Origin of the sequence: Ensifer adhaerens (assembly GCF_028993555.1) — a bacterium.
Classification (GTDB): Bacteria; Pseudomonadota; Alphaproteobacteria; order Rhizobiales; family Rhizobiaceae; genus Ensifer; species Ensifer adhaerens_I.
This window is the reverse complement of the sequence record NZ_CP118610.1, coordinates 1394645-1420882: the sequence shown is the minus strand read 5'-3', so window position 1 is coordinate 1420882 and position 26238 is coordinate 1394645. Positions and strand designations below refer to the sequence as shown.

Sequence of the window (26238 nt, the reverse complement as noted above, 5' to 3'; positions counted from 1 at the left end):
GCGAAACCGCGGCGCAACAGGCAGCATGCGCGGCGATGGAGGCCAGTTTGAGCGCATGAATCCGGAACCGAAGCGCCACAATTATCGCCATGTGGAACTGGCGCAAAAAATACTGGACATCGCCGGTGAGCGTGGATTTTCGCCCGGTGAACGGCTGGCAGAACAGGCACTCGCCTCGCTCTGCAATGTCTCCAGAACGCCGATCCGCAAGGCTTTGCAGGTACTTGCCGAGCGCGGCCTTGTGACGTCCGAGCCCGAGGGCGGCTATCTTCTCGCCGCCGACCCGGCCGCGACCGCGCGCCTGGACGACACTTCGGGAGGAGACGGCGAGAACGAAATCCACGCAGCGATCCTGCGCGACCTCGCCGCCGGCCGTATCGCTGAGATGCAAACAATCGCCTCCTTGCAGCGGCGATACGACGTGTCTCGCCAGACGGTACAAAATGCGCTGATGAAACTGGCGGAGGAAAACCTTGCCGAGCGGGGCGCCGGCCAGCAGTGGCTGTTGAAGCAGTTCGCCGTCAGCGGCGACGCCGCCGCCTGGAGCTACGAGTTCCGGCTTGCCACCGAGCCCCTGGCGCTGACGCTTCCCGATTTTCGCCGCGACCTGCCGGCGCTGACTGCGCTGCGCCAGTCCATGCTGATCCTGAAGGGGATGAACGAGACGACCTTCGACCGCAAGCTCTTCGAGCGGACCGACTTCGACTTCCACACACTGATCGCCAAGAGCTGTGGCAACCCGTTCATGGCGGAGGCGCTGGCAAACCATCACCGCCGCCGCCGCGCATCTCCGCCAGCCGGCCACGTTGCAGTCTTCCGCTTAATGCAGTCGAACCTCGAACACCTGCAGATCCTGGAACAGATCGAGCGCGGCCAGATGGACCTCGCCGCCGATCTCATGCGCGTGCATCTGCAGCTCTCCCGCCAACGGCGGCCGCGACTGGCCGGCCGCGGCGTGCCCCCCGCCTTCAAGCTCGTTTCGCGTTGATCCCAATGGCCGCATCCAAGACAATAGCGCTCTTTCCGGAAGCGAGCTTCGGCGCGGCGCTGAACTGCGTGGGGATCGCACAGGAACTGCGCCGCCTCGGTGCGCGGCCCGTCTTCATCTGTCATCCCGGCTTTTCCGGCGTTTTCGCCGAGTACGGTTTCCCCGAGTACCAGCTCGCCGATGACACCTCCGGTGCGCCGACGGACTGGAACGACTTCATCGCGCGCCATCAGGACGCCTTCCGGCAGTCGCCATTCGATCAGCTTGAGAGCTATGTCAGGCCGACATGGGACGCGATCGTCGACACTGCGATCCGCGTCGAGGAACCGCTGCGCCAGTTGCTATCCAGGCTGAAGCCGGATGCGATCGTACTCGACAACGTCGTGATGTTTCCCGCGATCGCCAATGCCGGCGTACCATGGATCCGTGTTGTCTCCTGCGCCGAGACCGAGGTGCCGGACCCGAACGTGCCACCCTACCTCTCCGGCTGCGGCGAGAGGCCGGACACTGATTGGGAAGCGTTCGCCAAGGCGTACGAACGGGTTACCGCTCCGGCCCACCGTCGATTTTCCGCATTTCTGGCGGACTGCGGCCTGAAACCACTGGAAAGCTCCAACTTCCTTTCGGCCTCGCCATGGCTGAACCTCCTTCTGGCGCCGACGATCATCCGTCATGATCGACAGGTCCCGCTGGACCCTCGCCGGTTCGTCTTTCTCGACGGCTGTGTCCGCCACGAGGCTCCCTATGCGGCTCCGCGCTTTGCCAGCCACAACGACGCACCGCTGGTGTTGACGAGCTTTGGTTCGCTTGGCGCCTTGGATGTCGATATGATGAAACGCATGATCGCGGTGTTCGCCACGCTACCCTACCGCTTCCTCGTCAATGGTGGGCACTGGCGTGACGAATATCGCGAGGTGCCGGACAATGTCTTCATCGACAGTTGGTTCCCGCAACCCTCAGTGGTCGAGCAGGCGCGCCTGTTCATCCACCACGGCGGTAACAACTCGTTCTGCGAAGCGCTCTACTACGGCGTGCCGTCGCTGGTCATGCCCTATTGCTGGGATGGGCACGACAATGCCACCCGCGCCGCGGAGGCGGGCGTCGGGCGAAAGCTCGATCGCTACGGCTGGACGGATGGCGACCTCGCCGGCGCGATCGACGATCTCGTTTCAGACGCGGTGATGAAGTCCCGTCTGAAGGCAAACGCGAAGACGATGCAGGCAGCGGCAGGCGCCACCCGTGCCGCGGAGGAAATCCTGAAGGTGGCGAGCAACGCGCAGGAACTTGGCTGAACGCTTGCTGAATTTCGAGGCGTCTGCCCCGGACTCAATCAGCCCACCAGATATTGGTTGCGGCGAGTTGGATGGCGGCAATGAAGTTTCGCACGGGTTTGTCGTAACGGGTGGCGATGCGCCGCCGCCGATAAGCGGCGCGATCGAAGAGATGGTAGCTTGCGAGATAGACCATGATCACGCAAGAAACCAGCAGGCATCTGACCTTACCCCGTACCTGCAGTGGCGGCGCTTACCGAGGCGCACGCCTTCTCGCCTTCAGACTACGTTTGCCGCTACCGAGTGGATCGAATTGTTGCCGTAGCCCAGTCGGTTCCACTCAGCGTGCTCAGGTTGAGTCCGGCCCGCCATGTCTGTGGCGCGCGCCCGCACTATGAGCGGCCCCGTCTGCTCAAGTCGCGTGATCAGCTCCCACCATTGCCAGGAAGAGCGCCGCCGCTCACCAACGAGCCGCGCCTCGCGCCAAGAGCTGCCGTTCAGGCTTACGTCGACCCTGGATATGCTCGCGGCGCCCGACCACGCGACACCACGGATCGCGGTCTCGCCATGCGGCAGGCACTCGCCCTCATCTGGCGAAGATATCAGCACTCGCACGTTCATAAACTCCACCGGCGCGCGCTCGTCTTACCCATTGCGCACCCAATGGCACCAGTATTTCTCAGTCTGGTAGTGGGCCTTACAGGGCTGGTCGCAGACGATGATTTCGGCCAGCCACTTGACGGAGGTGACCGCATACCAACCGGGTACGATCAGCCTCAACGGATAACCGTGGGGCGATGACAACGGTTCGCCGTTCATCTCGTAGGCAAGAAGTGCGCCCGTTTCACGAATCTGGTCCAGGCTGAGACCACGTTCGAAACGAACCGGCGTGCCGTGCCCGTCGACGAGCCCGCTATCCGCACCGCGGAACGTCAGTTCCGTCGCCTCAGGTTGCAGGCCCGCTGGCTCAAGCACTTCCATCATGGGAACGCCGGTCCATTCAGCCGTTCTGACGGCGCCCAGCCCCCAAGCTTCGCCAGACACGGTCGGTCCAAACAGGCTGCGGCCGTTGCCAGCACATTCGAGCCACTCTCTCAGATGGATGTGCCGACACGCTCGTCCTATGTGATGGCCGTCGTGACGGAAGCGGAGCGCGCCGCGGCGGCAAGTTTCACATCCGTGCCGCGCAGTCTCGCTGCCGCCGCAAGTCCCGCTCTGGCAGGAGCACTGTTTGCCGCGTCCTACCGGGCCTGGCCGCTCCTCATCTGCGCAGCGCTGAAGATCGCCTATGACCTATTGCTGCTGTTGCAGTTCAGACATGTCAGGCCACCGGAGGAAGGTTGAACGATTTCAGTAGCGGCCTGCAGGTAAATCTTCAATTTGCAAAGCGACTCCTCGCCAACCTGACCGACCGGTTGGCGCCCCCCATTTGCCGACGACTAGTCCGGTCGGTAGAGCCGCACCGAAACTCGATTTCGATACTCTAAGGCGCTTGAAACTCATTTTCTTCGACGAGTTCAGGAGCGCTGCCGCTCGATCGCCAGTGACAGGACCCTCCCCACGATATCAACCAGATCATCTGGCGCAGCGGGACGTCGGTCAGGGTCGAAGGACAGGCCAACCACAACACCCTGCCCCGTCGTTGCCAAGGGCCAGAAATCGAAACGCGAGTCCAAGGTCGGATACGTTCCGGCGCGTTGAGCTGTTCCCGTCACGAGTGATAGTCGTGCCGCTTCAAACTCAGCGACCCTCGGCTCCAGATCCCCAGCGCATTTGAAGAATGTTACCTGATCATCCGAAACAATCGCTACGAAAGCGGGCACGTGGAAGAGTTCGGCCAATACCCTGGCAGCGGTAGAGACGGCCGCATGCGTGTTGTTGTTCACCCTCGATACGTCACGGCAATACTCCTGCAACACGGTAACATCGCGCCTCAGTTCCACTAGCTCTTTCGCTCGTCGCTGAGCGGTGAAGGCTACACCGCTCACAATCAGGCCGACTACAAAGAGAAGACCGATAGCCCAGATGTTCGCCGGGTCATCGACAATCAGCGTGTAGCGCGGTTCAGTCAGGAAGAAATTGTAGGCAAGCGCGCCAAGAACCGCCGAACACACCGATGGCCCCAATCCAAAAGTAACGGGCACAATGACGACTGGCACCACGAAGATGAGGGAAAGGTTCGGGATCGAGACACCGCTGTCGACGTCGATGGCGACGACTGTCGCAATGACAGTCAGGACGACCGCTGCGAGATAGCCCAAGCTCGCCGGTGCTATCTCGTTGGAACAGAGTCCGCGATCCCGTCCCCAAGCAAAGGCAACATGTTTCCTGGCTTTGGTCTAGAAGCAGCCACTGAACCAACTCCTGCCGAATTAGCTTATTACGGAGCTACAACAGGTTCACGTCGTGCAGACCTGCGGCGTTGGCACCGCCACTATACACCTGCACCGGTCGCACGTGACTGACTAATTCCCTTCCAAGCGGGTGTCGCATTTCATCTCGGATCGTTGCAGGTTACGGTCAAAGAGCATTTACCGTGGACCGTTTGCGCATCAAAATAGAGGTCGATCTCGTCTCTGGAAAACGGCCGAGGGAACCGCCTTTCAACGCCGAGAGCCACTTGCAAGGTGAGGCAGGCTGGGATCAATGACTCAACTCACGAGATGAGAAGCCCGGCAAGAATAGCTGCCCGCCGCGACCGGAGGATCGATGACCACTTCCGTAACTGACGCTGTGGCCCATGGCGCTGACAAGAGGCGCTTCGCCGCGCTCGTTCTTGGCGCTGTCGGCGTTGTCTACGGCGATATAGGTACAAGCCCCCTCTATGCGTTCCGGGAAGCGCTACGCCCCTTCGCCCATGATGGCATAAGCCATGACGAAGTCGTTGGGTTGATTTCGTTGATGCTCTGGACGCTGACACTGATCGTCACCGTCAAATACGTCCTTTTCCTTCTGAAGGCGGACAACGACGGCGAAGGCGGGACGCTGTCATTGCTTGCTCTCCTAATGAAGAAGTCCACGAGGCACACGACGGTGTTGTTCTTCGCGGGCCTCATCGGTGCAGCACTCTTCATTGGCGACGCAATGATCACGCCAGCCCTTTCCGTCCTGTCTGCCGTCGAAGGGCTGAAGCTGGTAACGCCGGCCCTCGGCGACTATGTGCTGCCGATCTCGACAACGATATTGCTGGGACTTTTTCTTGTTCAGTCGAGAGGCACTGCCGCGGTATCGAGCCTCTTCGGACCAATCACCGTTCTCTGGTTCTTCGTGATGGGGGCCGGCGGCCTCGCCCATATCGCTGACGACGCTTCCATCCTGAACGCCCTCAATCCGGTCTATGCAGTCTACTTCATCACGCACGCGGGCTTCGTCGGGCTGATCGTACTAGGTGCCGTGTTCTTGACGGTCACGGGGGCGGAGGCGCTTTACGCCGATCTCGGCCATTTCGGTAGGCGGCCGATCCAGGCAGCCTGGTTCGCTCTAGTGTTCCCGTCGCTCGCCCTCAACTATCTCGGACAGGGTGCCCTGGTCCTAGACAACCCGGCCGCCTCCTCAGATCCTTTTTACCTGATGTTTCCGAAATGGGCGCTGCTGCCCGTGGTCATTCTAGCAACGGCTGCAACAATCATTGCGAGCCAAGCGGTGATCACAGGTGCATTCTCGCTTGCGCGCCAAGCCATCCATCTCGGTTTTCTGCCTCGCCTCGAAATCCGCTTCACCTCTGAATCCAACACCGGTCAGATCTACGTTCCGGACGTCAACTCGGTGTTGCTCGTCGGCATATTGGTGCTGATCTTTGCCTTCGGAGATTCAGAGTCTCTCGCCACCGCATACGGCATTTCGGTGACAGGCGCGATGGTGGTGACCACGCTTCTCTCGTTCCAGTTCGTCCGTGTCACCTGGGGATGGTCGGCCTTCTCTGCTGCTAGCTTTCTGATGCCGCTCCTTGTCCTCGAGTGCATCTTCCTCTCAGCGAATTTGTTGAAGGTCCATGATGGCGGCTACGTGCCGATCCTGATAGCGGCGACCATCATGATCCTGATGTGGACCTGGCGCAAAGGGACGCTGGTGCTTCGGGAGAAGGCGACGCGCAACGATATACCACTGGAGGCATTCATCGCCTCGATCGAACGAAAATCCGACCACGCTCCTGCACAGGTTCCCGGTACTGCCGTATTTTTGACGAGCGTCCCCGATAAAACGCCTGGAGTCCTTCTCCACAACATCAAGCACAACCGCGTCCTTCATACCCACAACGTCATACTGACGATCAGGACCGCCTCCGTACCGTTTGTTCGTGAAAGCGAGCGATTTGCGATCACCCACCTCTCCGAGCGCTTTACTCGCATCGAGCTGACCTTCGGCTTCATGGACACGCAGAATGTCTCCAAGGCCCTCGCGCTCTGCAAGAAGGCCGGCTTCAAGTTCGAGATCATGTCCACGTCCTTCTTCCTCGGCCGTCGCAAGCTGATCGCCGATCCGAACTCCGGGCTTCCTGGATGGCAAGACAAGCTGTTTATCGCGATGGCATCGGCAGCGATCGATCCGGCTGATTATTTCAGCCTTCCGCCCAACCGAGTCGTAGAACTCGGCGAGCAGGTGGTGATCTGAAGCCTCTCAACGTGTTCGAAGCCTCTATGCATTATGCGATCCTTCTGTAACGGGCGCCTCGTCAATCCCTTGTGCGCGTAATCCCTCGCCGAGTGCTTGCTTCTGTCCGCAGTCGGAGCTTTGCCGCTGCTCTATGGGGTCTGCTGAGGACCGGTTGGCCAATCTAAAACGGCGCAGTCACCGCGTGCTGCTGATCGCATAACGGCCTAACCCATCCATCGTCCCGGCGAAGGGACCTTGCTGCGGAGGGCTGATGGCTGTGCCCGTCCGAACGCCTGTCTTGTCGTCTCCTGCGGTCAACCCGGCAGGGCGGACGCTCCCTTATGAGCAATGAAGTTGGTTCTGTCCCTGAGCATGCAATGCAACACCACCGCCAGCTTGCGAGCCAGCGCCACACGCGCCTTTCTCGGACCGGCACGTCTGGCGACCGCCAGTGCCCAGCCCTTCAGATCGGAACCTTTGACCGGTCGCGTCAGGATGACGTTGGCCGCCTCGTAAAGCGCGGTTCGCACACCCCCATCGCCGATCTTCGAAATGCGACCGCTATGATCGGTCTCGCCCGATTGATATTTCTTCGGCGTCAATCCGAAGTGTGGCCCGACCGCCCGCGAGGAGCGGAATCGCTCCGGTGCATCGACGGCCGCGACAAACGTCAGCGCCACCAGGACGCCAACGCCGGGCGTCGTCATCAACCGAAGTGCGTTGTCATCCTGGCGGGCGATGGCACGCAGCTTGCGGTCAAACCCTGCAAATTCGTGCACAAGCGCGTCGCGCACTTTGAGCAGTGCCGTAGCGATCGCTTCCAAGGTCGAATGGCCGGCAATCAGCGCGCGGATACGTCCCGCGTAAGTGCGCCGCGTCGTCGGCCCGACCTTGAGGCCGAAGCCGCGCAGGATGCCCCGGATGCTCATCTCGATGTCGTGAAGCTTGCCCTGAATGAGCTTGCGGGCAGTCAGCAGCGCACGCACCTCCTGGGCGGCAAGAGATTTGCAGTGGACCGGTCTGAACCAGCCAAGCCGCATCAACTGCGCAATGCCGCGGGCGTCCTTCTTGTCGGTCTTGACCGGCATCGTCTTAAAGGCTGCACGCACGTGGCGCGTCTCGATCAGCTCGACAGAAAGACCTGCTTTCACCATCCCGGCATGGAGCCACTGCGACAACGGGCCGGCCTCCAGACCAATGCGCTCCATCGCCACGCCGTGCGCGCCGAACCAGGCGACCAGCGCATCCGGCTCGCTGAGGATCTTCGCCTCGATGATGATCCGGCCATCCGCATCCACCACGCACACACTCGAGTATTCCAATGATACGTCGATGCCCGCATACTGCTTCATGGTCGTTTCTCCGTGATGCTATGGAGCAGGCCACTCCTGACTCCGCGACACCATCATTGTGAGGGACGACCACTGGCCCTTCAAACCTGGCGAGCCGGGTTCCGCCCGTTACATGGGGTAATCGCAGGAGCGAGCCGCCCCGGGGCGCCAGATTGGTCATGGTACTGAATAGCAAGGTGGTTGCTCCCCGATAAGATGCGAATACGGGCTCACGACTGGATGCCGGGCCCCAAACATCAATTGGAGAACAACCATGAGCGAATATATCGGCCTCGACGTGTCATTGAAAGAGACAGCGATTTCTGTTCGGCGCGATGGCAAGAGGATTTGGCGCGGCAAATGCCCATCCGATCCGAAGCTGCTCGCAGAGGTGATCCGCCAGCGCGCACCGGCAGCAGAGCGGGTGGTGTTCGAGACCGGTCCTTTGTCTGTGTGGTTCTATCATGCGCTGAGCGCAGAAGGGCTTCCGGCAATCTGTATCGACGCCCGCCATGCCAAGGCCGCGCTCGACATGGCCCCGAACAAAACAGACGCCAAAGACGCCGACGGCTTGGCACAGCTGGCTGAGGTCGGCTTCTACCGCGAGGTACGCGTGAAGGGCTATGACAGCATGCTTATCCGCACATTGGTGACCGCGCGCACCAAGCTCATCGGGATCATGACGGAGCTATCCAATCAGATCCGTGGGGTTATGAAGACGTTTGGGCTGGTCGTGTCCAAAGCTAGTGGCTTGGTATTTGCGGCGAATGTACGCAATCTGTTGGCTAGCAATGCGGCCTTAGAACAGATCATCCTGCCCCTTCTCGAGGCTTGGCGTAGTATCCGAGGCCGCGCTGCGCAACTTGATCGTCAGCTCGTCACTATGGCACGGCGGAGCGACGCATGTCAGGTACTGAAGTCCATTCCCGGGATCGGTGCGGTGACTTCCGCCTCCTTTGTTGCGGCGATAGAGGATCCGAAAAACTTCCGAATCTCCCGGTCGGTGGGAGCATGGCTGGGACTGACAACAAGACGGTATCAGTCCGGGGAAGTCGACTATGACGGCCACATCTCTCGGCGGGGAGATCGTCATCTGCGTGGCCTCCTTTATGAGGCCGCTACGGTGATCCTGACCCGGGCCCATGCTGACAGTTCACTTCGTGCCTGGGGGATGAAGCTCAGAGAGAAGGTCGGCTTCAAACGAGCGGCAGTTGCTGTGGCGCGCAAGCTATCGGTGATAATGCATAGAATGCTGACAACCGGCGAATCTTTTGACCGGTCCGCCGGCATGACTGCCTGAGTTCACCAGGTCGGAATTAAGTCCGCCTTATCGGATGCGTTGAATCGTCCCTGCCGGGACGTAGGTCGGGTCATTCCGCAGATGGTGTTGGCAGCTGAACGTGTCCCACGTCCATACTGCGTCCGTTACATTGGAAGATCCCTCCGGCGAAAACCCTTCATGCGGCGATCAGCTATCGACCGCGCAGACAACCGTGCTCCCGGCAAACGTCATCAACACCGCACCACGAAACAGCGGTCCGCACATCCGCAGTTTGACACTCGTCAGGTCGAACGATGCTCGGCCGGCCGTTGTTGAGCATGTCAAAAAGAGCTTGATCTATGCCGAGCGATTAGACAACACCATCTAAACGCACAAAACGAGAACCTCGTCGCTTCATCGCATAAGTCCGTGCGGTCGGGCGCAACCGCGCAGTTGCCAACCTGGAACGCTGGGAAATCACCGGTGCAGGCATTGAGCCCTCCTCCAATAGAAGTGCGCCCCGTCAGTCTCGGTTCCGTTGTGGCGCCAACGCCATCGTCTGCGCATAGGCGAGCGGCGACCGGTTGCCTGGCAGGTTTTCGTCCAGCACCAGCGTCTTTAGATCGTCAGCACGGATGTCGAGAGATATGGCCCGTTCAAGCTTGTCGATCGACCAAACAGCATATCCAAATGCCGGGTCAAACCCACAATCACAGCCGCAATCGCCCTTGAGGATTTTTGACGGTCTTTCAGATAGACACATGATCTGCGGTTTCGGCAACTTGTAGCAATGCCCCTCATAGGCATAGCCATAAATTACACCAATACTATTAATGTAATTCTTGGGCACATTCATGCTGACGGGAAGAAAACTATAACAATCACCATCAAACACAGCAACCGTCACTCCGTCACCAACAATACCAGAGCTACCCATCATATACTCTATAATTTTTAGTATTATACTGCCTACATCATCAGCCACATCCTTATTTCCTATGCTCTTTAGTTTCTTCTCGATATCGTCCAAATTGTCCTTTATATATTTACCATCTTTCTTTTTTTCATATAGCTTTGCAGGCCTTCCATAGAGCCGAACATCACCCGGTCTATAAGATTTGTAGTCAATTCTATCTTTCAGTTCCTGCACATCTCCAACAACAGGATTCGCGTAACAACCACTCATTTTTTCCTCCCTTGACTTACCGAGAAGCGGTGATTTCGCGCCAGGCAAAATTCTCTTCGAGCAGTTCGGCCGCCGCCCCGTTCGCCGCAGTGACGATGGCCTCTGCCGCCTGCTCAAGGCGCAGCGAGTTCAGGTCAAGCCTGTTTAATGAGGTTGCTAGCGCTGCTCCCACGGCGTCGCGCGCTGCGATCAGTGCCAACTTGAAATATAAAGGCTTCTTGCTGAATGCCTCCGCCGTCGCTTGACGAAACGTATCAAATTCGTCCCGCGCCAGATCCCGAATATCGACATCCAGAAGCCGCCTGTCGGCGCAACCGTTCGCGACCAGATCGCGATGATAAAGTGCAACGATGCTGTCAAAGATTGCGCCAACGAACGGCAGCGCGCGGTCGTGCACCTCGCGGGTAACTGAGGACATTCGCCGAAAATTGGTGGCCAGACGGATCTGCGTTTCGGGGCTGGTTTCCGCAAAGCGGTTCAATTCATTGTAGAGCAGCAGATTGCCTCTCGTTCGCCGCAAAAGCCGGTCAATCGCGGAATCAAAGTGCAGGAACGAGATCAGCGAAACAGAGTCCGAAAAAGCTTCGGAGAACGAAAAGAAGTCACCATCAGGCGATGTCACTGTTGGCAGACCCGTCTCCGAGAGCATGATCAGATGCCCGACCTCGTGCGCGATCGTGTCAAAATTCAACGCGTAAGGTCTCAGGATGCCATCGACGTCGGACCAACCCAGTTCCAGAAAACCGTAGCCCGCTTGAGCATTGTCCCAATCGACAAATGGAACGATTTCTAGCCTTGGAAAGGTCTGATCGAAGAACCAGTGGACCCGGCGCCCCAAATAACTTTGCCAAATGTCGAGAACAAAACGCACGCAGGCGTAGGCGTGAACAGCAAGAAATGGACGGGAGGCTGGATCGATGTTATCGAAGTGACGGTCCGGACCAGGCCCCACCGGCGCGCGCTTCGCCCCCCCGAATGGCGGCAAGCCCGCAAGGCCATAGGGCCGCTTGTCATAGAGCGGATCCGCCACATACATGGAGACGTCGCTCGGGCCCTCACCGATTTCGTCGCGCGGTATCGATAGCCACACACGATCGGGCTGTTCGTATCCGGGAATGAACGGAGGCTGCGGATAAATCCAAAAGCGTGTGCCGACACGCGCATTTCCGGACTCGGGGGCATCGTCGCGCACCAGACGCATGGAACATATGCCCCCCCACGATTGAAAATCCGGGATTTAAGGATTCAATTTATAAGTGTTTACTAATTTTGAGTCAATGCCGCCCGCCTCTAGATCACGCACGAAGGTGTTCGTTGCAACCCATGCGTCCTTCCCCCTCACCCGCGCTGCATCTTCCCGCAGCACGAGGGTTGGCGCGATTCGCAGTGCATGCAGAGCGTCCCGTCTTTTTTGCCCCACTATCTCCTTCCGCAATTGTTTGAGCCCCTCCTCCTGCCATCCTGCATCCCGTAAAATCGCTTCGAACCGGCGTTCTCGAAAGTTCATGTTCCGCGCCGTTGTGGTGAGCGAGGTGCACTCGGCGGCCGATATGAAATTCCGGCGTGTCAGGGTGGAAAACGTCCGTTGGAGATCGACCAGTGCGTCTGTCAAAGGAAGAAAGCCAAGCTCCGGCGGTCCCGAAAGAACGGCGACCGCATCATCGGGAGCAAGCCGCCAGCGCCGATACCACCTGTAGATCAGACCGACGCCGATCATGCCGAATTCACTGAGTTCCGCCGCCCTGAGCGCGCCCATGCTTGCCGCGCCGATCACGACGATCCCCTGCGCCATCGCCCAGAGGATTTCCTTGTGTCGGACAGCCGGCCTGTCCTCGAATTGCCCGTCGATCAGGACCATCGCACGCGGCCGGAATGCGTGGGCTGCAAGCAGAATGTCGCCTTGCGCGGCGGGCTGCAGGTAGATGGCGTCGAGAACCGGCTCCGCTTCGCTCAGCCGAAGCGTCGGACCAAGAAACACCAGGATCGGCCCCTTCTCGCTCGCATCGACCATGTGAACACTCACCGCACGATCAAAAAGGGGCTGGCTCCGGGAAGGATGGTCCTCACGCACTGAACGCCTGTTTCGACGTCCGCTCCCACTGGCACAGCCAATATGGGCCCCATGCCGGCGGATATGACCCTGCCGATAAGCGCGCCGAGATCCGAAACGGCGCACGGTTCAATTGACGGCCGTGGCAAGCCGGACGTGTCCGCAAGAATGAGTTGGCGAGCTTTGGCGACGATCAAATCGGTGCTGCGTCTATAATGCCGCCGGGTTTGGTCGTCGCGCGCACCCGATATCGCCCCGGCCCGTGCTGACAGCGCTTCGAGCATCGCGCTCTCCGCTGCCGCAGCGATGCTCGGTCCCGCCGCATAGCCCTCGGTCGGAAGAGCAAGGATCGGTTCGCCGGGGCCCGTCTCGATTGTCTGGCACCAGACCACCGGGACATCTGCCGGCGAAGAGGCTAGCCAAAGGCCGAAGGAAATATGGTGCTTGCCCGCAATGGAAAGTATGTGCTCGACTCCGTCACCCAGCCCGAGTGGGGAAATGCGCATTCGATCGAAGAAGCCGTGGGTGGCGAAGGCGCGAGCGATAGCGTCGCGCTCGATGCATTCGAACAATCCATGCAGGAACGCGTCGAAAACCGTCATGTGACAGGCGAGCCCCGTGGTCGTGCGCATGAATAGACCATCATGGGCGGGCGGCGGATCCGTGTAGCACGTGTGAACAAGCTCCAGGGGGATCGATTGTGAGAACCCGGTAGCGACGTCGATGCCGGTGATCCAGGGTATCGTCCTTGCCCGCCAGTTCCCCCGGCGATCAAGTGCCAGGAGATTGTCAAACAGGCCGTCCGCGATCTTGAGTTCATCCGCCGTTGTGAAAAATACTCGCTCGGAGGGAATGGCTTCGGCGTAGAACCGCTCAAGCGATTCCATGACTGCCCCCACTGCCGCTGCCACCATGGAAAAGCCCCGCCCCAGCGACGAGACTTCAGAGAGGGCGATGGGTCGAACGGCTTGAACAACCGGAAGCCCGAGCCGATCAAGTCCAGTCAGATCACCGAGCCGGGTTATGCCCGTACGACGGCAAAGCGGTAAAATCGTGCGCAAGCATTGCTCGGCTTCTTCAAGGTTCGCGGGGGGAGAAAGCGGATTGCTAAAGCCAGCAAGTATGGCGTCGCGAAAACGCGCAAGCATCCGCTGAAGATTTGACGGATCGTCGGGTTTCCGCCTCGTTGGTTCAACGTTGGACGGCAACGCCAAGCTCCTGCATTGAGTGTCTCGCCCGTCTTAGAAGTGCCTTTGCTCCTTGTCTCTCGGCGATATCTACGGCTGAGAGCAGATCGAGGATGATGGGATCCTTTGTGGTGCTGACCCGCGCCTGAAGAACGGCGCGGCGACGGTAGAGCTCTGCGAGCCAATAGGCATGACCGGTTTCCCTCGCCTTTTCGATCGCGTCATTCGTGACCTCGAGTGCTGATTGATAGTTGCCAGCTTGCCCGAGCAGCGTGGCGTGCATGTAGAGATAAATCGGGAGATCTGCGACGACACCGAGGCTTCTCAAGAGCGATAGGCCCTCGCGAAACATCGCATGCCCGCTTGCGAGGCTTTCCCTATGCGCGAGAGCCCATCCAGTAAAGAGCAGCGACAGGCCGGATAGCGACTGCATTTCATGCGATCTCGCGAAGTCTCCCATTCTCTTGGAGATTTCGGTGAGACGACCAAAGTCGTCCCGGTAGAAGGCAGACACCGCTTCCGTATCGAGCGAATGCGCCTTGCTGGGCGCGTGTGATATCCGGTCAACGAACGCGACCATCTTTGAAAGCGCCTTATCCGCGGCTTTCGGTTGTCCTGTCAGCCAGAGCGAAAGGGCCAATTGCCCTAGGCCGCACACCTTGGCGTCATGGCCGCCAAATAGCGTTCTGTTGGTTTTCGCCGATTGCTCATCATAAAGCGCCAGTCCGGCCTTGATCGCATCCTGAGCCTCCCGATGGTGGCCGAGGTTAAAATCGATGGCCCAGCTGCAATGGTTGACCTGAAGCTTGATCTCGGGATCTTCCGTGCCCGACTGCATGGCCCGCACTTGCAGAGCGCGTTCGCGCATAACGCGAAAGTCTGTTCCCGTGAGCCACCACCCCCAATAGATCGGAAACCATCTGGATTGCTCTTCCATCGGTTGCCGGCGGGCAATGGCCACGCCGTCTTCATACAACTTGCGGGCCGGAGGTGAGTTCAGGCCGACAAGACCGGTCAAAACTGGGCCAAGCGAAGTCAGCGCGGATAGCTGAAGTGTTTCGATCGCATGTCCCTCGCCGAAACGATCGCAAATCTCCACGGCGTGCTCCAGATAGTTGCGCGCCTCGACCATGGCCGATCGGCTCGAGCTTTCCTTGCCCGCTGCCGTGTACAATTCGATTGCATTTTCAATGAACCCCGCTCGTTCCGCATGTTCGGCGAGCGTTCCGGTGTCCATCCAAGCGGCCATTTGGCGGTTTTTACTGACAGCAACGAACAGCCGCCGATGCAATGCCTGCCGCTGCCTGCGCAGGAGTGCGTTGTAGATCGTTTCCTGAATCAAAACGTGCCGGAAGCCGTAGGCGATATGCCCTCGCGTCCTGATCCGCATCAGGAACCCTGAATCACTCAGGGTATCGGCAGCCTTGGCCAGAGACTTCTTGCCGAGCCCCGGCAGAAGTTCGCGCAGCAACGACAGCGTGAACCGGCTGCCCGCAACTGCTCCCGCTCGCGCCACGTCTCTCGCCGTACCCAGGTGGTTGAGGCGCGCATCCAGTATTTCCTCGAATGCCGACACATGGCTGGGTTTAACGTTTTCCGACAGGCTCATAGTGTCTGCGGCAACGTTCTCCGAGACCCATTGGCAGATTTGCTCAATGAAGAGCGGTACGCCCCCGGATATCCTTTCGATAACGTCGTAGAGCTCAGGCAGCATGGCCTGCCTCTGCTCCGGCCATCTTGCCTCTATCGCCCGCCGAGTTTCGTCACGATCAAGCGGGAGCAACGTCAGCCGCGTGGGGTTGGCCGCGTCGAGCCAATCCGACGCAAACCCGGGACGTGAGGTCGTGACAAGGAGAATCGGAAGTTGGCGTGCAACCCGAGCGGCCTCCACCAGCAAATCCCGGGAGGTTGGATCGATCCAGTGGATGTCTTCGACAGCCAGGACGATCGGCCCGTTCGCGCACAAGGCGGCGAGTGCGCGAAACACGGCGCGATGAGCCCTTCCCCGAATGGCTTTGGGGTCGTTGTCGGCGAGACGCTGATTTCGCCCGAGCGCACCCAGCAAATAGGCGAATGTTTCAATCGTTTCGGCGTCGCGAATGCCGTTTCGTTCAAAGGGGGTCGCTACGGCGGAGGCTGACAGGCCCAGTTGATCGTCCTGTCCAGACGTGGCGCCCATAAGACTGTTCAACAGGGGATGCAACGTCGAGCGGTGCCCGCCTGGCAGGCACTGAAAGAAGTACAGTCCCGATCGCCGGTCGCGCGTCATCTTGCGAATCTCCCGCAGAAGCCGCGATTTTCCGATGCCTGCATCGCCTTCGAGCACGAGGATTTCGCCACCCTGCGTGCGAACCTTTTCCCAACAGCCCGCGATCGTGTTCAACTCGCTTTCGCGGCCGATGAAGGGGCCGCCGAGGCTACCGAAAGCGTAGAACCTGTCGACATCAATCTTGTGCCCGAGTGCACGCCATACCTTCTCGGGCACCGTAAAGCCCTTGAGCGTCCTTGCACCTTCGAACACGAAAGCATGCGACCTGCCAGCCAGGTCGCGCGTGTCCTCCGAAACAAAAACGCTGTCCGGGTCGGCAATCTCTTCCAGGCGGGTGGCGATAGCCAGTGCGGCACCGGTAACCGGTTCCCCCTTCTCCTCCTGCGTCTCTTGTATGAGCGCGACGGATGTCGCAATCCCGACGCGAACGCGCAAGTCGTCGCGCCCGGTTTCCCGGGCAACGCCCGCGCATCCTTCGACGATCGCGAGACCGGCCCGGATGGCAAGTGATGCGGCATCCTTGGCGCCCAGCTCGATCGGAAAGAGCGCCACGCCGCCATCGCCAGCCTCAAGCTGCATGACGCCGGAATGCGAGATGATCGCGTGTTTCGCCGCATTCTGAAACGCAACGATCAGCTCCTGGTAGTCTTCTATATCGAGGAGGTGGAGGAGTCTCGTCGACCCGACGAGATCATAGCAAAGGGCGGTGACGATCCGCCGCTCGCCTCCATATTCGGAGAGGCGTCCCTTGCGTCCCGAAGGTCTCGTCGGTTGTCGTGGATTGTTGACCCGACTTTCGAGCATACGCCTTCCCCGCCGCTCTCTTATATGATGGTTTGAGAATATATACCACCCGTGTTCGAAGCCTCCAACCTCTTGGAACAGCAGCGCCAGGGTCCAATTGCGCGGCAGCTTGCAGCCTTGACGGCACATAGAGCAGCCACGACTTCCGCCTGCAGGTCAAGGCAGATCTAGCCCGGTAGCGCCAGACCGGGTAGCTTAACGGCTTTTTAGCTTCACCATATTATTCTTTTCTAATGTGCAGATTGAGGCGGCGGGGAAAATGCGGCCGACTGGACCGCTTCTCCCTCAGGAGAAGTGGATGCGCCATTTCGTTGGCCACCTGCCACTGGAGCCGTCGTGATTCGTGGGGGCAACAAATCGATGCTAAGCTTTCTCAGAAACAATCTTACCCGCATAGGAAAGGATGAAGGCGGCAACTTCGCCATCCTGACAGCTCTGGCGTTGGTGCCGTTGTTTACCGGCGCGTCCATCGCCATCAATCTCGCCCGTATCAATCTTGAATCCGCCAAAATGCAGGACGGGCTCGATGCGGCCGCCTTTTCCGCGGTCAAGTCCTATGGCGAGGGGGCGAATGAGTCCAAGGCGAAAGACCTGGCGAACAACACCTTCTTCGCCAACTTCGGCACGCCGGAGATCGTTGCAGATATCGGCTCGGAGGGGAGCTCGGCGCCGGTGGAGTCGCAGGCCATCAAAGTCGCCTTCGGTACCCTCGGCGTGGAGACCACGGCGACGGCAACCTATGAGCTCAAATACGCGCCGCTCTTCTGGGGCCTTAAACCCTATACGATTGATCGCGCAAGCGTGGCAGCCCGCATGCCAGGGCGGGAAGCATGCATGCTGGCACTCTCCCCGACCGCAACCCGGGCCTTCGAAGTGAGCGGCAGTGCCAGTGTCGACACCTCAGGCTGTACCATCACGTCGAATTCGAGCGATGCGCAGTCGATCTATCTCAGCGGTTCGGCCACGTTGAAGGCCGAGTGTCTTTATGCCACGGGCAAGGTTTCGGCGACGCTTGCCCATCTCACGCTTGCCTGCCCCAAGGCCGTGGAGGACGTTGCGCCGATCTCCGATCCGTTCGGGTCCAAGAAAATGCCGACAACCGGGAGCTGGGTGAGCCTTGCCGGATGCGGACAGAACTTCGTGGCTGGTGGCGGCGGCAATGGTGACTGCAATGGCACGAGCAAGACGCCCAACAACGCGCCTGCCGGCTACACTGTCCAACTGAAGCCCGGCACCTACGGTGGTTTAGAGATCAAGGGCAAGGTTCTTCTGCGGCCGGGCTACTACATCATCGACGGCGGAAACCTAAAATTCGCCAGCCAGTCGGTGATCAGCGGCGAAGGTGTCACCTTCTTCCTGTTGAACGGTGCGCAGCTCGACATTCACGGCGGCTCGACCTTCAAGGTCACGCCATCCCTGACGGGTGAGTGGGCAGGTTTCGCAATCGTTGCTGCCAGGAACAATACGGCGCCGGCAACGATCAATGGCAACAGCGCCTCGTCGCTTGCCGGCATCATCTACATGCCGGCATCGAACGAGATCCAGTATGCCGGCAACGGCTCCACCGGCGGCGAATGCGTGCGCATCGTCGCGCAGGAGATCACCATGATCGGCAACAGCAGCTTCAAGCTGGATTGCAAGGCGGCACTTGCCAACAACACCATCAACAATCCCGGTGCGATCCGCCTGGTCCGATAGCCAGCGCCCCCCTTTCGCACCGGCTTCTCGTGACACAGAACAGGGCGCACTCAGCTAAAGACACCATCAAAGAAAGGAAGTATGCGTGGGACGCCGGACGCCACACTTGCGGAGTCCATTGCCAACGATCGTCGCCTGCTCAACGGAACGCCATCGCGCGCCATCCGTTCGCCGAAAAAACCGCTCCGGCCCGATCTCCTTCGACCCGAGCCACAGCGGCGCCCGCATCGAGGCGTCCACAACCTTATCTGGTCGACACGCGATCACCACTGATCAAAGCAACAGCGGTTCCGTACGACACCCCAATCCGAGATCTCCGCCGAGGTGCGTAATTTCGTTGACGGACCGGCGTGTCGACGACCCGGCCTTTCATGGTGCGTTTCTCCGCAGACTCGTCGGGCACAGCGAGCCGCGATGAAATTGATCGCTCTTTCCCCCTCGCAAATGCAGTGTATGAAGCATTCGGCTAAAGCTTGCGAAACATCACGAAGGCGTCGACGTAGCCGAGCGAGGGGTGAACGAACACTTCCGGAAGCCGACCGACGGTCTCAAATCCGAGCGACTGCCACAGCCGTCCCGCACGTTCATTGCTGCTGATGACGAAGTTGAATTGCATGGCTCGATAGCCCTTGGCGCGAGCATGAGCGAGTGAGTGCTCGTGCAGAGACCGAAGTCCGTGGGTTCGGTGGCTGGAATTCATCAAAGCCGAGTTGCAGCTTGTTTATGTTCCAAAGGAGCAATCAGCTTGGGGCCCATGCCTCCGTTCTTGTCCTTCAGCGTTCTGCGCAAGGAGCCGAATCGTAGCCGATAGTGCCGGGGTGTCAGGCTCGTTTCACGGCGGAACAGTCGGCCGAAGAAGCCCGCATCCTCATAGCCAACTTCATTGGCCACGGCTTCGAACGGCAGATCGGTGGTCTCCAGCATCTGCTTGGCTTCCTCAAGACGCAGTGCATGCACATAGTCGAGGGGAGTCATGCCTGCGGCCTTGGTGAAGCGCCGGATGAAGGAACGTTCCGGAAGGCCTGAAAGTGCTATCATCGCGGCGACCGGAGCGTGAGTCTTGTAGTTCGTCGCCACCCACTGCTGGCATCTGTTTATCACCACATCGGTTCTCTGCCGGAGGCTCACCAGCGATGCGAATGGCTGTTGTCCCAAGTCATGCCATTGCAGCATGTAGACCTTGGCGACTTCCATTGCCTCCTTCAGACCGACAAATCGCGCGATCAGGTACAGTGCGAGGTCCTGCCAGTTCGATCCGCCTCCCGCCATGACGATGCGCTGCGCTTCGCCGCTTAGCACGAGAGACCGATCCACTCTCACTCGGACGCCCGGATAGTTGTTGGTGAGCGTCGCGACATAGCCCCAGTGAATTGTAGCATCACAATTAACGAGCAGCCCGGCTTCGCCGAGCAACACCGCACCTGAACAGGCGCTGGCCAACATCGCGCCGTCCTCATGCGACCGCTTCAGCCATCGTGCTTCAGGTTCATACTGTCCGGTGACACTCGCGCCCGGATTCACGAAGAAGTCCGGGATGCAAACGATATCAGGGCGCGGGCATCCGTTGAAATCATAGTCTGGCTTCACCCGGATGCCATTCGCGGCTTCGAAACCCTCACGGGATCGTGCAACGATATAGGGCTGCATGCGCTGTTCGCCTGCTTCGCCACTGACGATGTAGGACCAGTCCCGGCCCGGTGAAGAAAACAGGTCAAACATGCCGAACAACGCCGAGGCCGTGACCTCCGGCACCGCCAGGATAGCAACTTTGATGCGGCCCTCTTGATCGAGCATGGCAGAAACGACCGCTTTTCAGCATATTTGACTTTAGTCCCAAAGGTCCGACGCTACTAGGCTGATACGAAGCCTAGAGGAGACATGGACATGACGCATGAAGCACTCCGCTGTGAACTGCGCGGCGAGCTGCTTGCTCCGGGAAGCGCCGCTTACGACGCTGCGCGAGTGGTATGGAACGGCATGATCGACAGGCGGCCCGCGCTGATCGCCAGATGCCGGAACGCCGCCGACGTCGTCGCGTCGGTAAACCACGCCCGCACCCACGGGCTCGCCATCGCCGTTCGCGGTGGCGGGCACAATGTCGCCGGCTATGCCGTCTGTGATGGCGGGCTGATGATCGACCTGTCTCCGATGAATGCAGTCCGCATCACGTCTGGACTTGACCGGGCGTATGTCGAAGGCGGGGCCACCTGGGGCGATGTCGACGCCGCTACGACGCCTTTCGGACGCGCCACGCCCGGCGGGCTGATTTCAGCCACGGGCGTGGCCGGGCTTACCTTGTCGGGTGGCATCGGTTGGCTGCGAGGTATGCACGGTCTTAGCTGCGACAATCTCGTTGCCGCCGACGTGGTTGCCGCCGGCGGTGATCTGATCCATGCGAGCGAGACGGAAAACGCCGACCTGCTGTGGGCACTGAAGGGCGGTGGCGGCAACTTCGGCATCGTCGTGAACTTTGAATTTCGGCTCCATCCGATCGCGGAAGAGCTGATGCTCTGCGCTCCCGCTTACCCCGAAGAGCGCGCCGACGACATCCTTCCGCAATGGCGTGACTATATGGCCTCGGCGCCGGACGAAGTCAGCGGTCTTGCCGAGTTTTCCACCATACCCAATGACCCGGCCTACCCGAAAGACATATGGGGCAAGCGTGTGCTGACGCTCGCCACCGTCTATGATGGTCCGGCTGAAGAGGGAGAGCATGTCACGCAGCCCCTGCTCAGCCTTGGCGAACCGCTGCTCGATTTCAGCGGCCGCATGCCATACCGTGCACTTCAGTCCATCTACGACGGGTTGTTTCCCGCTGGCCGCGACCGCTGCTACTGGAAATCGACATACCTGTCGGGCCTCGACAATGGCGTTATCGCCGATATCACTAAACGCGTGGCGAAACGACCGTCCGAGATGACACTTGCCTCGATCTGGAAGTTTGGCGGTGCGGTAAAACGGGTTGCCTCTGATGCCACAGCCTTCGGTGACCGCTCCATGCCCTTTATGCTGAGCCTCGATGCAATCTGGTCCGATCCGACGGAAGACGACACCAACATCGAGTGGGTTCGCGACGTCTGGCGCGACATGCAGCCCTATTCCACCGGCCGCCTGTACCTGAACTTTCCTGGTTTTGGGGAAGGTGAAAATCTGGTTCGCGATGCGTTCGGTGCGGAAATCTACGCAAGGCTTCAGAAGGTCAAGCGCAACTTCGATCCAGACAATCTCTTCCACTTGAACCAGAACATTCTGCCGCAATGAGGTCGGGGGGAAAGCCCCACTGATAACTGCCACCCAGCTCGGGCCGTATAGTGTCTGGTCTTGGCCGATATCGTTGAAAAACTCGCAGGTTGAGCGTCCGCGACGCTCTGCACACGCGGTTTTCCGAAGAGTTGGCAATGTGTCTCTCGTTGTGATGCGTTGGGATGGCTCCGGGCCACGGGCCGTTATGCAGCCATGGTGGCGGATGGGAGGCGAGAAGGTCTAAGCTTTGCCAGCCTTCTGAGGTTTTGTGCCGTTGCTGCGAGCAGGAATTCATCGCGTGCACCACATGGACCGCGCAGTCTCAACCTGGCCATCCGCAGGATGCGCTTGAGGTGAGCGAAGAGCATCTCGACCTTCTTGCGACGATGCCGTGAACGCTCGTAATCGGGAGTGCCGGCAATGGCTCTGGCGACGTCACGGGCATCCTCATTGAGATCACGAGGGACTTTGCGAGCAACTGCATTCGGACAGCAGCGCTGTTTGAGTTCGCATGCGTCGCAGTCCTTCTTGCTGGCCCGATAGAGCCGGGTGCCCTCACTGGTGATGCCCGATCGGGGCGTCGCGTAGGTGCGGCGGAACTGCACCAATTCCTTGCCCGCCGGGCAGATGTAGCGATCTGCCTCGCCATCCCAGTTGAAGTCGGCACGCGAGAAAGTCCCGTCTGTTCGGTTGGACTTGTCGAACACTGGAATGTGCGGAGCAATCTCCTTTTCCTTCACAAGCCAAGCCAGATTGTCAGCCGAGCCGTAGGCACTGTCGGCGACCAGATAGCCCGGCTTCAGACCAAAGCGGTTCTCTGTTCTGTCGATCATGGTGCGTGAAGCGCCAACTTCAGCTTGTCGAATGGCGCGGGTGGCTTCCACGTCAAGAATGACGCCGTGGTCGGTGTCGATCAGATAGTTGGTGGCGTAGGCGAAGAAGGCGTGACCTTTATGGGCACCGGTCCACTGGGCTGCCGGGTCTGACGGGGAAATGAACTTCGGCGTTACCGGCGAAGCCGCACCAAAAGCAGCGTCATCAAGCACCGCCAGATATTCTTGAACGGAGCGGCCTGCATTCTCCTTCGCCTCGTGCGCGCTCCATTCTGCGCCAGATACCGAGCGCTGTTTGTTGGCATCCGCGGCGATCAAGCTGGCATCGACGGCAAAGCCTTCAGCACCGACAAGACCCTGTACCAGGCAGCGCTCAACCACCGTCTCGAACAGATGCCGAAGGATATCGCTTTGCCGGAAACGTCCGTGGCGGTTCTTCGAGAAGCTGGAATGATCCGGCACCTTGCCGTCCAGTCCAAGCCGGCAGAACAGACGATAGGCGAGATTGAGATGAACCTCCTCGCACAGCCGGCGCTCCGACCGGATGCCCATGCTGTAGCCAATGATCAGCATGCGCATCATCAGTTCCGGATCGATCGACGGACGGCCGGTGCTGCTGTAGTAGGGCTTCAACTGCGCGCGGACGCCATCGAGGTCCAGGTGGTTGTCGATCCGGCGGAGAAGATGGTCGACTGGCACGTGCTCATCGAGACTGAAATCGTAAAAGAGCTGCGCCGGAGCCGCCTGCGTTCCCATCATTCGCCTGATCCCCTGCCAAATCACTCAGAGGATTGAATCACGCGTCCCAAGTGCCCGCAATGCCGAGTTTTTCAACGGTATCGGCCCAAAGCAGCCATTCGGCACTGTTCCATGACACGCCTAGACAGGCGGCCACCAATCAAGCGCTCCGCGGTCCGACGCTCGTCTAGCGCCAAGTTTTTTGAGATATTGAGTACGGCAGATCACCCGATCTGCTCAATCATCGAGGGAGGATGTACTATGCCACTGTTCATAACCACAGGGTGCTATACAGCCACATCAGCGAAGGGAATGATTGACAGTCCATCGAACCGAGAAAAGGCGGCCCGTGGCATCATGGAAGCAGCGGGCGGGAAACTGCATTCCTTCTACGTCACGACCGGCGAAACCGATTGGATAGCCATCACGGAATTCGACGATGGCGCGGACTTGGTACCCGCACTTCTCGTCATCGGCGCATCGGGAGCCGTCTCGAATGTCAAAACCGTGCGAGCCTACACGGGTGCAGAATTCAAGGCTGCGCAAGAGAAGGCGGGCACAATCGCATCTTCCTACAAGCCCCCGGCAAAATAGCAGACCACTGGTTGAAACAGCTCTGGCAGCGGATCGAGCCTCCGCTGCCAGAAACGATGTGTTGGCGCGCAATGAGGACGCGAACGCGAGCAGGTAGGCCTCAGGCCCGATCTTCCTCAAGGATTGCACGTCCTCCCCCGTGGACAACGCCGTCCCCGGCGCGAAACGGCCACGTCCAGCGGCAAGGCGGCTGCACGGACACCTTCGGGCAGGCGTTCCCGCACCGCACCCTTGATGCGGCCCTTGACCGCCGTTCGCTTCCGTCATCGTGCGGAATGCGGCCGGATTTCTTCGATCCGTGCTTCACCCTTCTCAAGCGCCTCCTGCGACGTATGGACGGAGTAGTGGCCGAACACCAGTTCGTGGGGATGTGGTATCGCTGACCCCAGCACGAATGTGGCGCCGTCCGGTCCGGCCGTCAGCGGAATCGGAGCTGTGCTCTTGTCGAAGGCGATCATGTCCCCGGCGACGAAGGCTTCATTTCCCGACAGGGAACCGTGCGACACGCCGAGCCAGCCGACCTCGTGCCCCGGCGGCGTCTCGTAGATCCATCCCTCACCGGGAGCGAGCGTCACCAGTAGATAGTTCAGGCCTTCGAACGAGCGGGCCGGGCTGCGGTGGCCCTGATAGGTCCCGACAATCACCCGGGCCGGGCCCACCCCAGGCGTTTCAGTTGATGGGACGAACTGCCATTCGGGAGAACTCAGTTCCAGCTCGGCCGGAAGAGCAACCCAAAGCTGGAACGCCTTGAACCGCTCTGCCGGACCCGGCTGGAATTCGTCACCGTGCCAGATGCCGCTTCCAGCGCGCATCCACTCAACGCCGCCATAGTCCAGCACACCCGCCCCCCATTCGCCCTTGTCGAACTGCAGATTGCCTTCCGGGATCACAGTGACAGTTGCAATTCCAGAATGCGGGTGAACATTGATACCGCGGGCGATGGCTGCATCGGCATCTACGAAGTCAAGGAAAACAAAGGGCTTCAGGTACTGTCCCAGGCCGGAGGGGCTCATGAGGCGATCGATGGGACCGCGTCCCGAGGACCGTATCCGGTGGACGACTTTTCGCTCGGCAGGGCTGGCATTTGCCAACGCCGTTGCACGGTGATGTTGCATGATGTGATGCTCCGATCGACGTCCGGTTAAGATTTGGCAGGTTCTTGGCGACGTGCCATCGCCAGTTTTCCGGCTCCATCGGCAGCGAGCAGTAAAAAGCCACCGGCCAGGCCAAGACTCTTCATCAAGTCGAATGGCGTTTGCAGGTGCACCACCAAGGCGGTGGCAATGCACCAGATGGCGAGCAGCAGACCAACCGGCCGGACGCGGAAGCCAGCGACGATTGCAACCGCACCGGCGATCTCACAGATGCCAGCCAGATAGCTCAGCGCCAGCGGCACCGGCAGATGCAGGCTCTCCAGCAGCCCCGAGACCCCGGCGGGATCGGCGAGCTTGCCGAAACCGGAAAAGACGAACAGGATGGCGAGCAGAACACGTGCACACAGCCTCAAGAGATTGTCAGGCATGTACTCTTCCCTTCGCCTATGCCGCTAGCTTCTGGATTTCCGCCTCGGCAGCCGCAATCGCCTGTTTGCGCTGGTCCTCACCGAGCGCTACGCCCTCAGCCCTGACGAACGCCACGTCGGTGATCCCGAAGAAGTTGAAGATGCTGCGCAAGTAGGTTTCCTGGTAATCCAGCGCCGCCATCGGCGTTCCGGCGCCATACGTGCCGCCGCGCGAGGAGGCGATGATCACGCGTTTGCTTCCGGCGAGACCTTCCACCCCGTTCTCGGTGTAGCGGAAGGTCTTTCCCGCAACCGCCAGGCGGTCGATCCAGGCCTTGAGCTGGCTCGGAATGCCGAAGTTGTACATCGGTGCCCCGACCACGACGATATCGGCTCCCAGAAACGCGGTAAGTGCGGCGTTGCCGGCTGCGACATCTCCGGCCAGTGCCGGTGCCTCCGGCGCAATGCCCTGGGCTGCGGCGAGGTGCTGGCCGGTCAGGTGACCGATCGCCTGATCGGCGAGATCGAGGCGGATGATCTCGATATCCGGACGCGCCGCCACTTCGGCAGCAACGATCGCTCGCGAGAGCTGGCGGCTGACAGATGCCGGGCCGAGAATGCTGGAGTCAACATGGAGCAGTTTCATGATCCGTAGTCCTTTCAAACGGGGTCAATTAGGCTTGACTGAAAG

The 26238-nt window shown here is 59.8% G+C and carries 20 protein-coding genes and 3 pseudogenes; 8 read left to right on the top strand and 15 right to left on the bottom strand.

The features are described from left to right. Nucleotides 1-55: 55 nt before the first annotated feature. Both PWG15_RS06895 and PWG15_RS06890 read left to right on the top strand, forming a co-directional pair. Nucleotides 56-988, top strand: coding sequence for a GntR family transcriptional regulator (locus PWG15_RS06895; protein ID WP_275023686.1), 933 nt, complete (start codon nt 56-58; stop codon nt 986-988). Between the two features lie 5 nt (nt 989-993). Next, complete coding sequence (locus tag PWG15_RS06890; protein ID WP_342457051.1) at nt 994-2280, top strand: glycosyltransferase; 1287 nt, start codon at nt 994-996, stop codon at nt 2278-2280. A 34-nt stretch (nt 2281-2314) separates the two neighbouring features. Here the strand turns inward: PWG15_RS06890 and PWG15_RS06885 are convergent, their stop codons facing one another. After that, nucleotides 2315-2461, bottom strand: coding sequence for a hypothetical protein (locus tag PWG15_RS06885; RefSeq protein ID WP_275023685.1), 147 nt, complete (start codon nt 2459-2461; stop codon nt 2315-2317). 77 nt (nt 2462-2538) lie between these two features. Then, nucleotides 2539-3345 (bottom strand): annotated as a pseudogene (locus PWG15_RS36455) (sulfite oxidase); the annotation flags it as partial. 3 nt (nt 3346-3348) lie between these two features. Between PWG15_RS36455 and PWG15_RS06870 the strand changes: the two are divergent. Next, nucleotides 3349-3603, top strand: a pseudogene (locus PWG15_RS06870) (MFS transporter); the annotation flags it as partial. 173 nt (nt 3604-3776) lie between these two features. On the opposite strand, the gene PWG15_RS06865 reads toward PWG15_RS06870, so the two are convergent. After that, nucleotides 3777-4520: a DUF4118 domain-containing protein gene (locus PWG15_RS06865; protein WP_275023682.1), complete on the bottom strand. Its 744-nt coding sequence runs from the start codon at nt 4518-4520 to the stop codon at nt 3777-3779. A 448-nt stretch (nt 4521-4968) separates the two neighbouring features. On the opposite strand from PWG15_RS06865, the gene PWG15_RS06860 reads away from it, so the two are divergent. Then, a complete protein-coding gene (locus tag PWG15_RS06860; protein ID WP_275023681.1) occupies nt 4969-6870 on the top strand; it encodes a potassium transporter Kup in 1902 nt (633 codons plus the stop codon). Nucleotides 6871-7166: 296 nt separating this feature from the next. Here PWG15_RS06860 and PWG15_RS06855 read toward each other — a convergent pair whose 3' ends face one another. Next, nucleotides 7167-8204, bottom strand: a complete 1038-nt coding sequence (locus PWG15_RS06855) for an IS110 family RNA-guided transposase (RefSeq protein WP_275023680.1) — start codon at nt 8202-8204, stop codon at nt 7167-7169. 253 nt (nt 8205-8457) lie between these two features. Here PWG15_RS06855 and PWG15_RS06850 point away from each other — a divergent pair, with 253 nt between their 5' ends. Further along, the gene (locus PWG15_RS06850; RefSeq protein WP_275023679.1) at nt 8458-9483 is read left to right on the top strand and encodes an IS110 family RNA-guided transposase; all 1026 of its coding nucleotides are present in this window, start codon (nt 8458-8460) and stop codon (nt 9481-9483) included. Between the two features lie 484 nt (nt 9484-9967). Here the strand turns inward: PWG15_RS06850 and PWG15_RS06845 are convergent, their stop codons facing one another. Genes PWG15_RS06845 through PWG15_RS06825 form a run of 5 tightly spaced genes read right to left on the bottom strand, consistent with a single transcriptional unit; the run spans nt 9968 to nt 16940 of the window. After that, nucleotides 9968-10630 (bottom strand): hypothetical protein, encoded by a 663-nt coding sequence (locus PWG15_RS06845; protein ID WP_275023678.1) that lies wholly within the window; start codon nt 10628-10630, stop codon nt 9968-9970. Between the two features lie 16 nt (nt 10631-10646). Continuing rightward, on the bottom strand, nt 10647-11831 hold the full coding sequence (locus PWG15_RS06840) for a gluzincin family metallopeptidase (protein ID WP_275023677.1): 1185 nt from the start codon (nt 11829-11831) through the stop codon (nt 10647-10649). Nucleotides 11832-11867: 36 nt separating this feature from the next. Next, nucleotides 11868-12641, bottom strand: a complete 774-nt coding sequence (locus tag PWG15_RS06835; protein ID WP_275023676.1) for a TfuA-like protein — start codon at nt 12639-12641, stop codon at nt 11868-11870. 8 nt (nt 12642-12649) lie between these two features. After that, on the bottom strand, nt 12650-13828 hold the full coding sequence (locus PWG15_RS06830) for a YcaO-like family protein (protein WP_425536752.1): 1179 nt from the start codon (nt 13826-13828) through the stop codon (nt 12650-12652). Between the two features lie 43 nt (nt 13829-13871). Continuing rightward, entirely contained in the window at nt 13872-16940 is a 3069-nt protein-coding gene (locus PWG15_RS06825) for an ATP-binding protein (protein ID WP_275023674.1), read from the bottom strand. 360 nt (nt 16941-17300) lie between these two features. Between PWG15_RS06825 and PWG15_RS06815 the strand changes: the two genes are divergently transcribed. Next, nucleotides 17301-18638, top strand: a complete 1338-nt coding sequence (locus PWG15_RS06815; protein WP_275023673.1) for a TadE/TadG family type IV pilus assembly protein — start codon at nt 17301-17303, stop codon at nt 18636-18638. 466 nt (nt 18639-19104) lie between these two features. Here PWG15_RS06815 and PWG15_RS06810 read toward each other — a convergent pair. Beyond that, nucleotides 19105-19308 (bottom strand): annotated as a pseudogene (locus PWG15_RS06810) (N-acetyltransferase family protein); the annotation flags it as partial. 29 nt (nt 19309-19337) lie between these two features. After that, nucleotides 19338-20432, bottom strand: a complete 1095-nt coding sequence (locus PWG15_RS06805; RefSeq protein ID WP_275023672.1) for a GlxA family transcriptional regulator — start codon at nt 20430-20432, stop codon at nt 19338-19340. A 90-nt stretch (nt 20433-20522) separates the two neighbouring features. Between PWG15_RS06805 and PWG15_RS06800 the strand changes: the two genes are divergently transcribed. Continuing rightward, complete coding sequence (locus tag PWG15_RS06800) at nt 20523-21899, top strand: FAD-binding oxidoreductase (RefSeq protein ID WP_275023671.1); 1377 nt, start codon at nt 20523-20525, stop codon at nt 21897-21899. A 185-nt stretch (nt 21900-22084) separates the two neighbouring features. Here PWG15_RS06800 and PWG15_RS06795 read toward each other — a convergent pair whose 3' ends face one another. Then, nucleotides 22085-23473 carry a transposase gene (locus PWG15_RS06795; protein WP_275023670.1) on the bottom strand — a complete coding sequence of 463 codons (1389 nt, stop codon included), beginning with the start codon at nt 23471-23473 and terminating at the stop codon, nt 22085-22087. Nucleotides 23474-23713: 240 nt separating this feature from the next. Between PWG15_RS06795 and PWG15_RS06790 the strand changes: the two genes are divergently transcribed. Continuing rightward, nucleotides 23714-24046: a GYD domain-containing protein gene (locus PWG15_RS06790; protein WP_275023669.1), complete on the top strand. Its 333-nt coding sequence runs from the start codon at nt 23714-23716 to the stop codon at nt 24044-24046. Between the two features lie 263 nt (nt 24047-24309). Here the strand turns inward: PWG15_RS06790 and PWG15_RS06785 are convergent, their stop codons facing one another. From PWG15_RS06785 to PWG15_RS06775, 3 genes are all read right to left on the bottom strand, one after another. Beyond that, complete coding sequence (locus PWG15_RS06785) at nt 24310-25059, bottom strand: pirin family protein (protein ID WP_275023668.1); 750 nt, start codon at nt 25057-25059, stop codon at nt 24310-24312. A 128-nt stretch (nt 25060-25187) separates the two neighbouring features. Beyond that, the gene (locus PWG15_RS06780) at nt 25188-25568 is read right to left on the bottom strand and encodes a DoxX family protein (RefSeq protein WP_275023667.1); all 381 of its coding nucleotides are present in this window, start codon (nt 25566-25568) and stop codon (nt 25188-25190) included. 16 nt (nt 25569-25584) lie between these two features. Beyond that, nucleotides 25585-26193, bottom strand: coding sequence for an FMN-dependent NADH-azoreductase (locus PWG15_RS06775; RefSeq protein ID WP_275023666.1), 609 nt, complete (start codon nt 26191-26193; stop codon nt 25585-25587). Between the last annotated feature and the right edge of the window lie 45 nt (nt 26194-26238).

Bases quoted from the DNA above. Each gene is read 5' to 3' on its own strand.
- PWG15_RS06780 (WP_275023667.1), bottom strand. From the start codon at position 25,568: ATGCCTGACAATCTCTTGAGGCTGTGTGCACGTGTTCTGCTCGCCATC.
- PWG15_RS06785 (WP_275023668.1), bottom strand. From the start codon at position 25,059: ATGAGCCCCTCCGGCCTGGGACAGTACCTGAAGCCCTTTGTTTTCCTT.
- PWG15_RS06815 (WP_275023673.1), top strand. From the start codon at position 17,301: ATGCTAAGCTTTCTCAGAAACAATCTTACCCGCATAGGAAAGGATGAA.
- PWG15_RS06845 (WP_275023678.1), bottom strand. From the start codon at position 10,630: ATGAGTGGTTGTTACGCGAATCCTGTTGTTGGAGATGTGCAGGAACTG.
- PWG15_RS06890 (WP_342457051.1), top strand. From the start codon at position 994: ATGGCCGCATCCAAGACAATAGCGCTCTTTCCGGAAGCGAGCTTCGGC.
- PWG15_RS06775 (WP_275023666.1), bottom strand. From the start codon at position 26,193: ATGAAACTGCTCCATGTTGACTCCAGCATTCTCGGCCCGGCATCTGTC.
- PWG15_RS06805 (WP_275023672.1), bottom strand. From the start codon at position 20,432: ATGCTCGATCAAGAGGGCCGCATCAAAGTTGCTATCCTGGCGGTGCCG.
- PWG15_RS06795 (WP_275023670.1), bottom strand. From the start codon at position 23,473: ATGATGGGAACGCAGGCGGCTCCGGCGCAGCTCTTTTACGATTTCAGT.
- PWG15_RS06790 (WP_275023669.1), top strand. From the start codon at position 23,714: ATGCCACTGTTCATAACCACAGGGTGCTATACAGCCACATCAGCGAAG.
- PWG15_RS06835 (WP_275023676.1), bottom strand. From the start codon at position 12,641: ATGGTCGATGCGAGCGAGAAGGGGCCGATCCTGGTGTTTCTTGGTCCG.
- PWG15_RS06825 (WP_275023674.1), bottom strand. From the start codon at position 16,940: ATGCTCGAAAGTCGGGTCAACAATCCACGACAACCGACGAGACCTTCG.
- PWG15_RS06850 (WP_275023679.1), top strand. From the start codon at position 8,458: ATGAGCGAATATATCGGCCTCGACGTGTCATTGAAAGAGACAGCGATT.
- PWG15_RS06800 (WP_275023671.1), top strand. From the start codon at position 20,523: ATGACGCATGAAGCACTCCGCTGTGAACTGCGCGGCGAGCTGCTTGCT.
- PWG15_RS06830 (WP_425536752.1), bottom strand. From the start codon at position 13,828: ATGCTTGCGCGTTTTCGCGACGCCATACTTGCTGGCTTTAGCAATCCG.
- PWG15_RS06860 (WP_275023681.1), top strand. From the start codon at position 4,969: ATGACCACTTCCGTAACTGACGCTGTGGCCCATGGCGCTGACAAGAGG.
- PWG15_RS06895 (WP_275023686.1), top strand. From the start codon at position 56: ATGAATCCGGAACCGAAGCGCCACAATTATCGCCATGTGGAACTGGCG.
- PWG15_RS06855 (WP_275023680.1), bottom strand. From the start codon at position 8,204: ATGAAGCAGTATGCGGGCATCGACGTATCATTGGAATACTCGAGTGTG.
- PWG15_RS06840 (WP_275023677.1), bottom strand. From the start codon at position 11,831: ATGCGTCTGGTGCGCGACGATGCCCCCGAGTCCGGAAATGCGCGTGTC.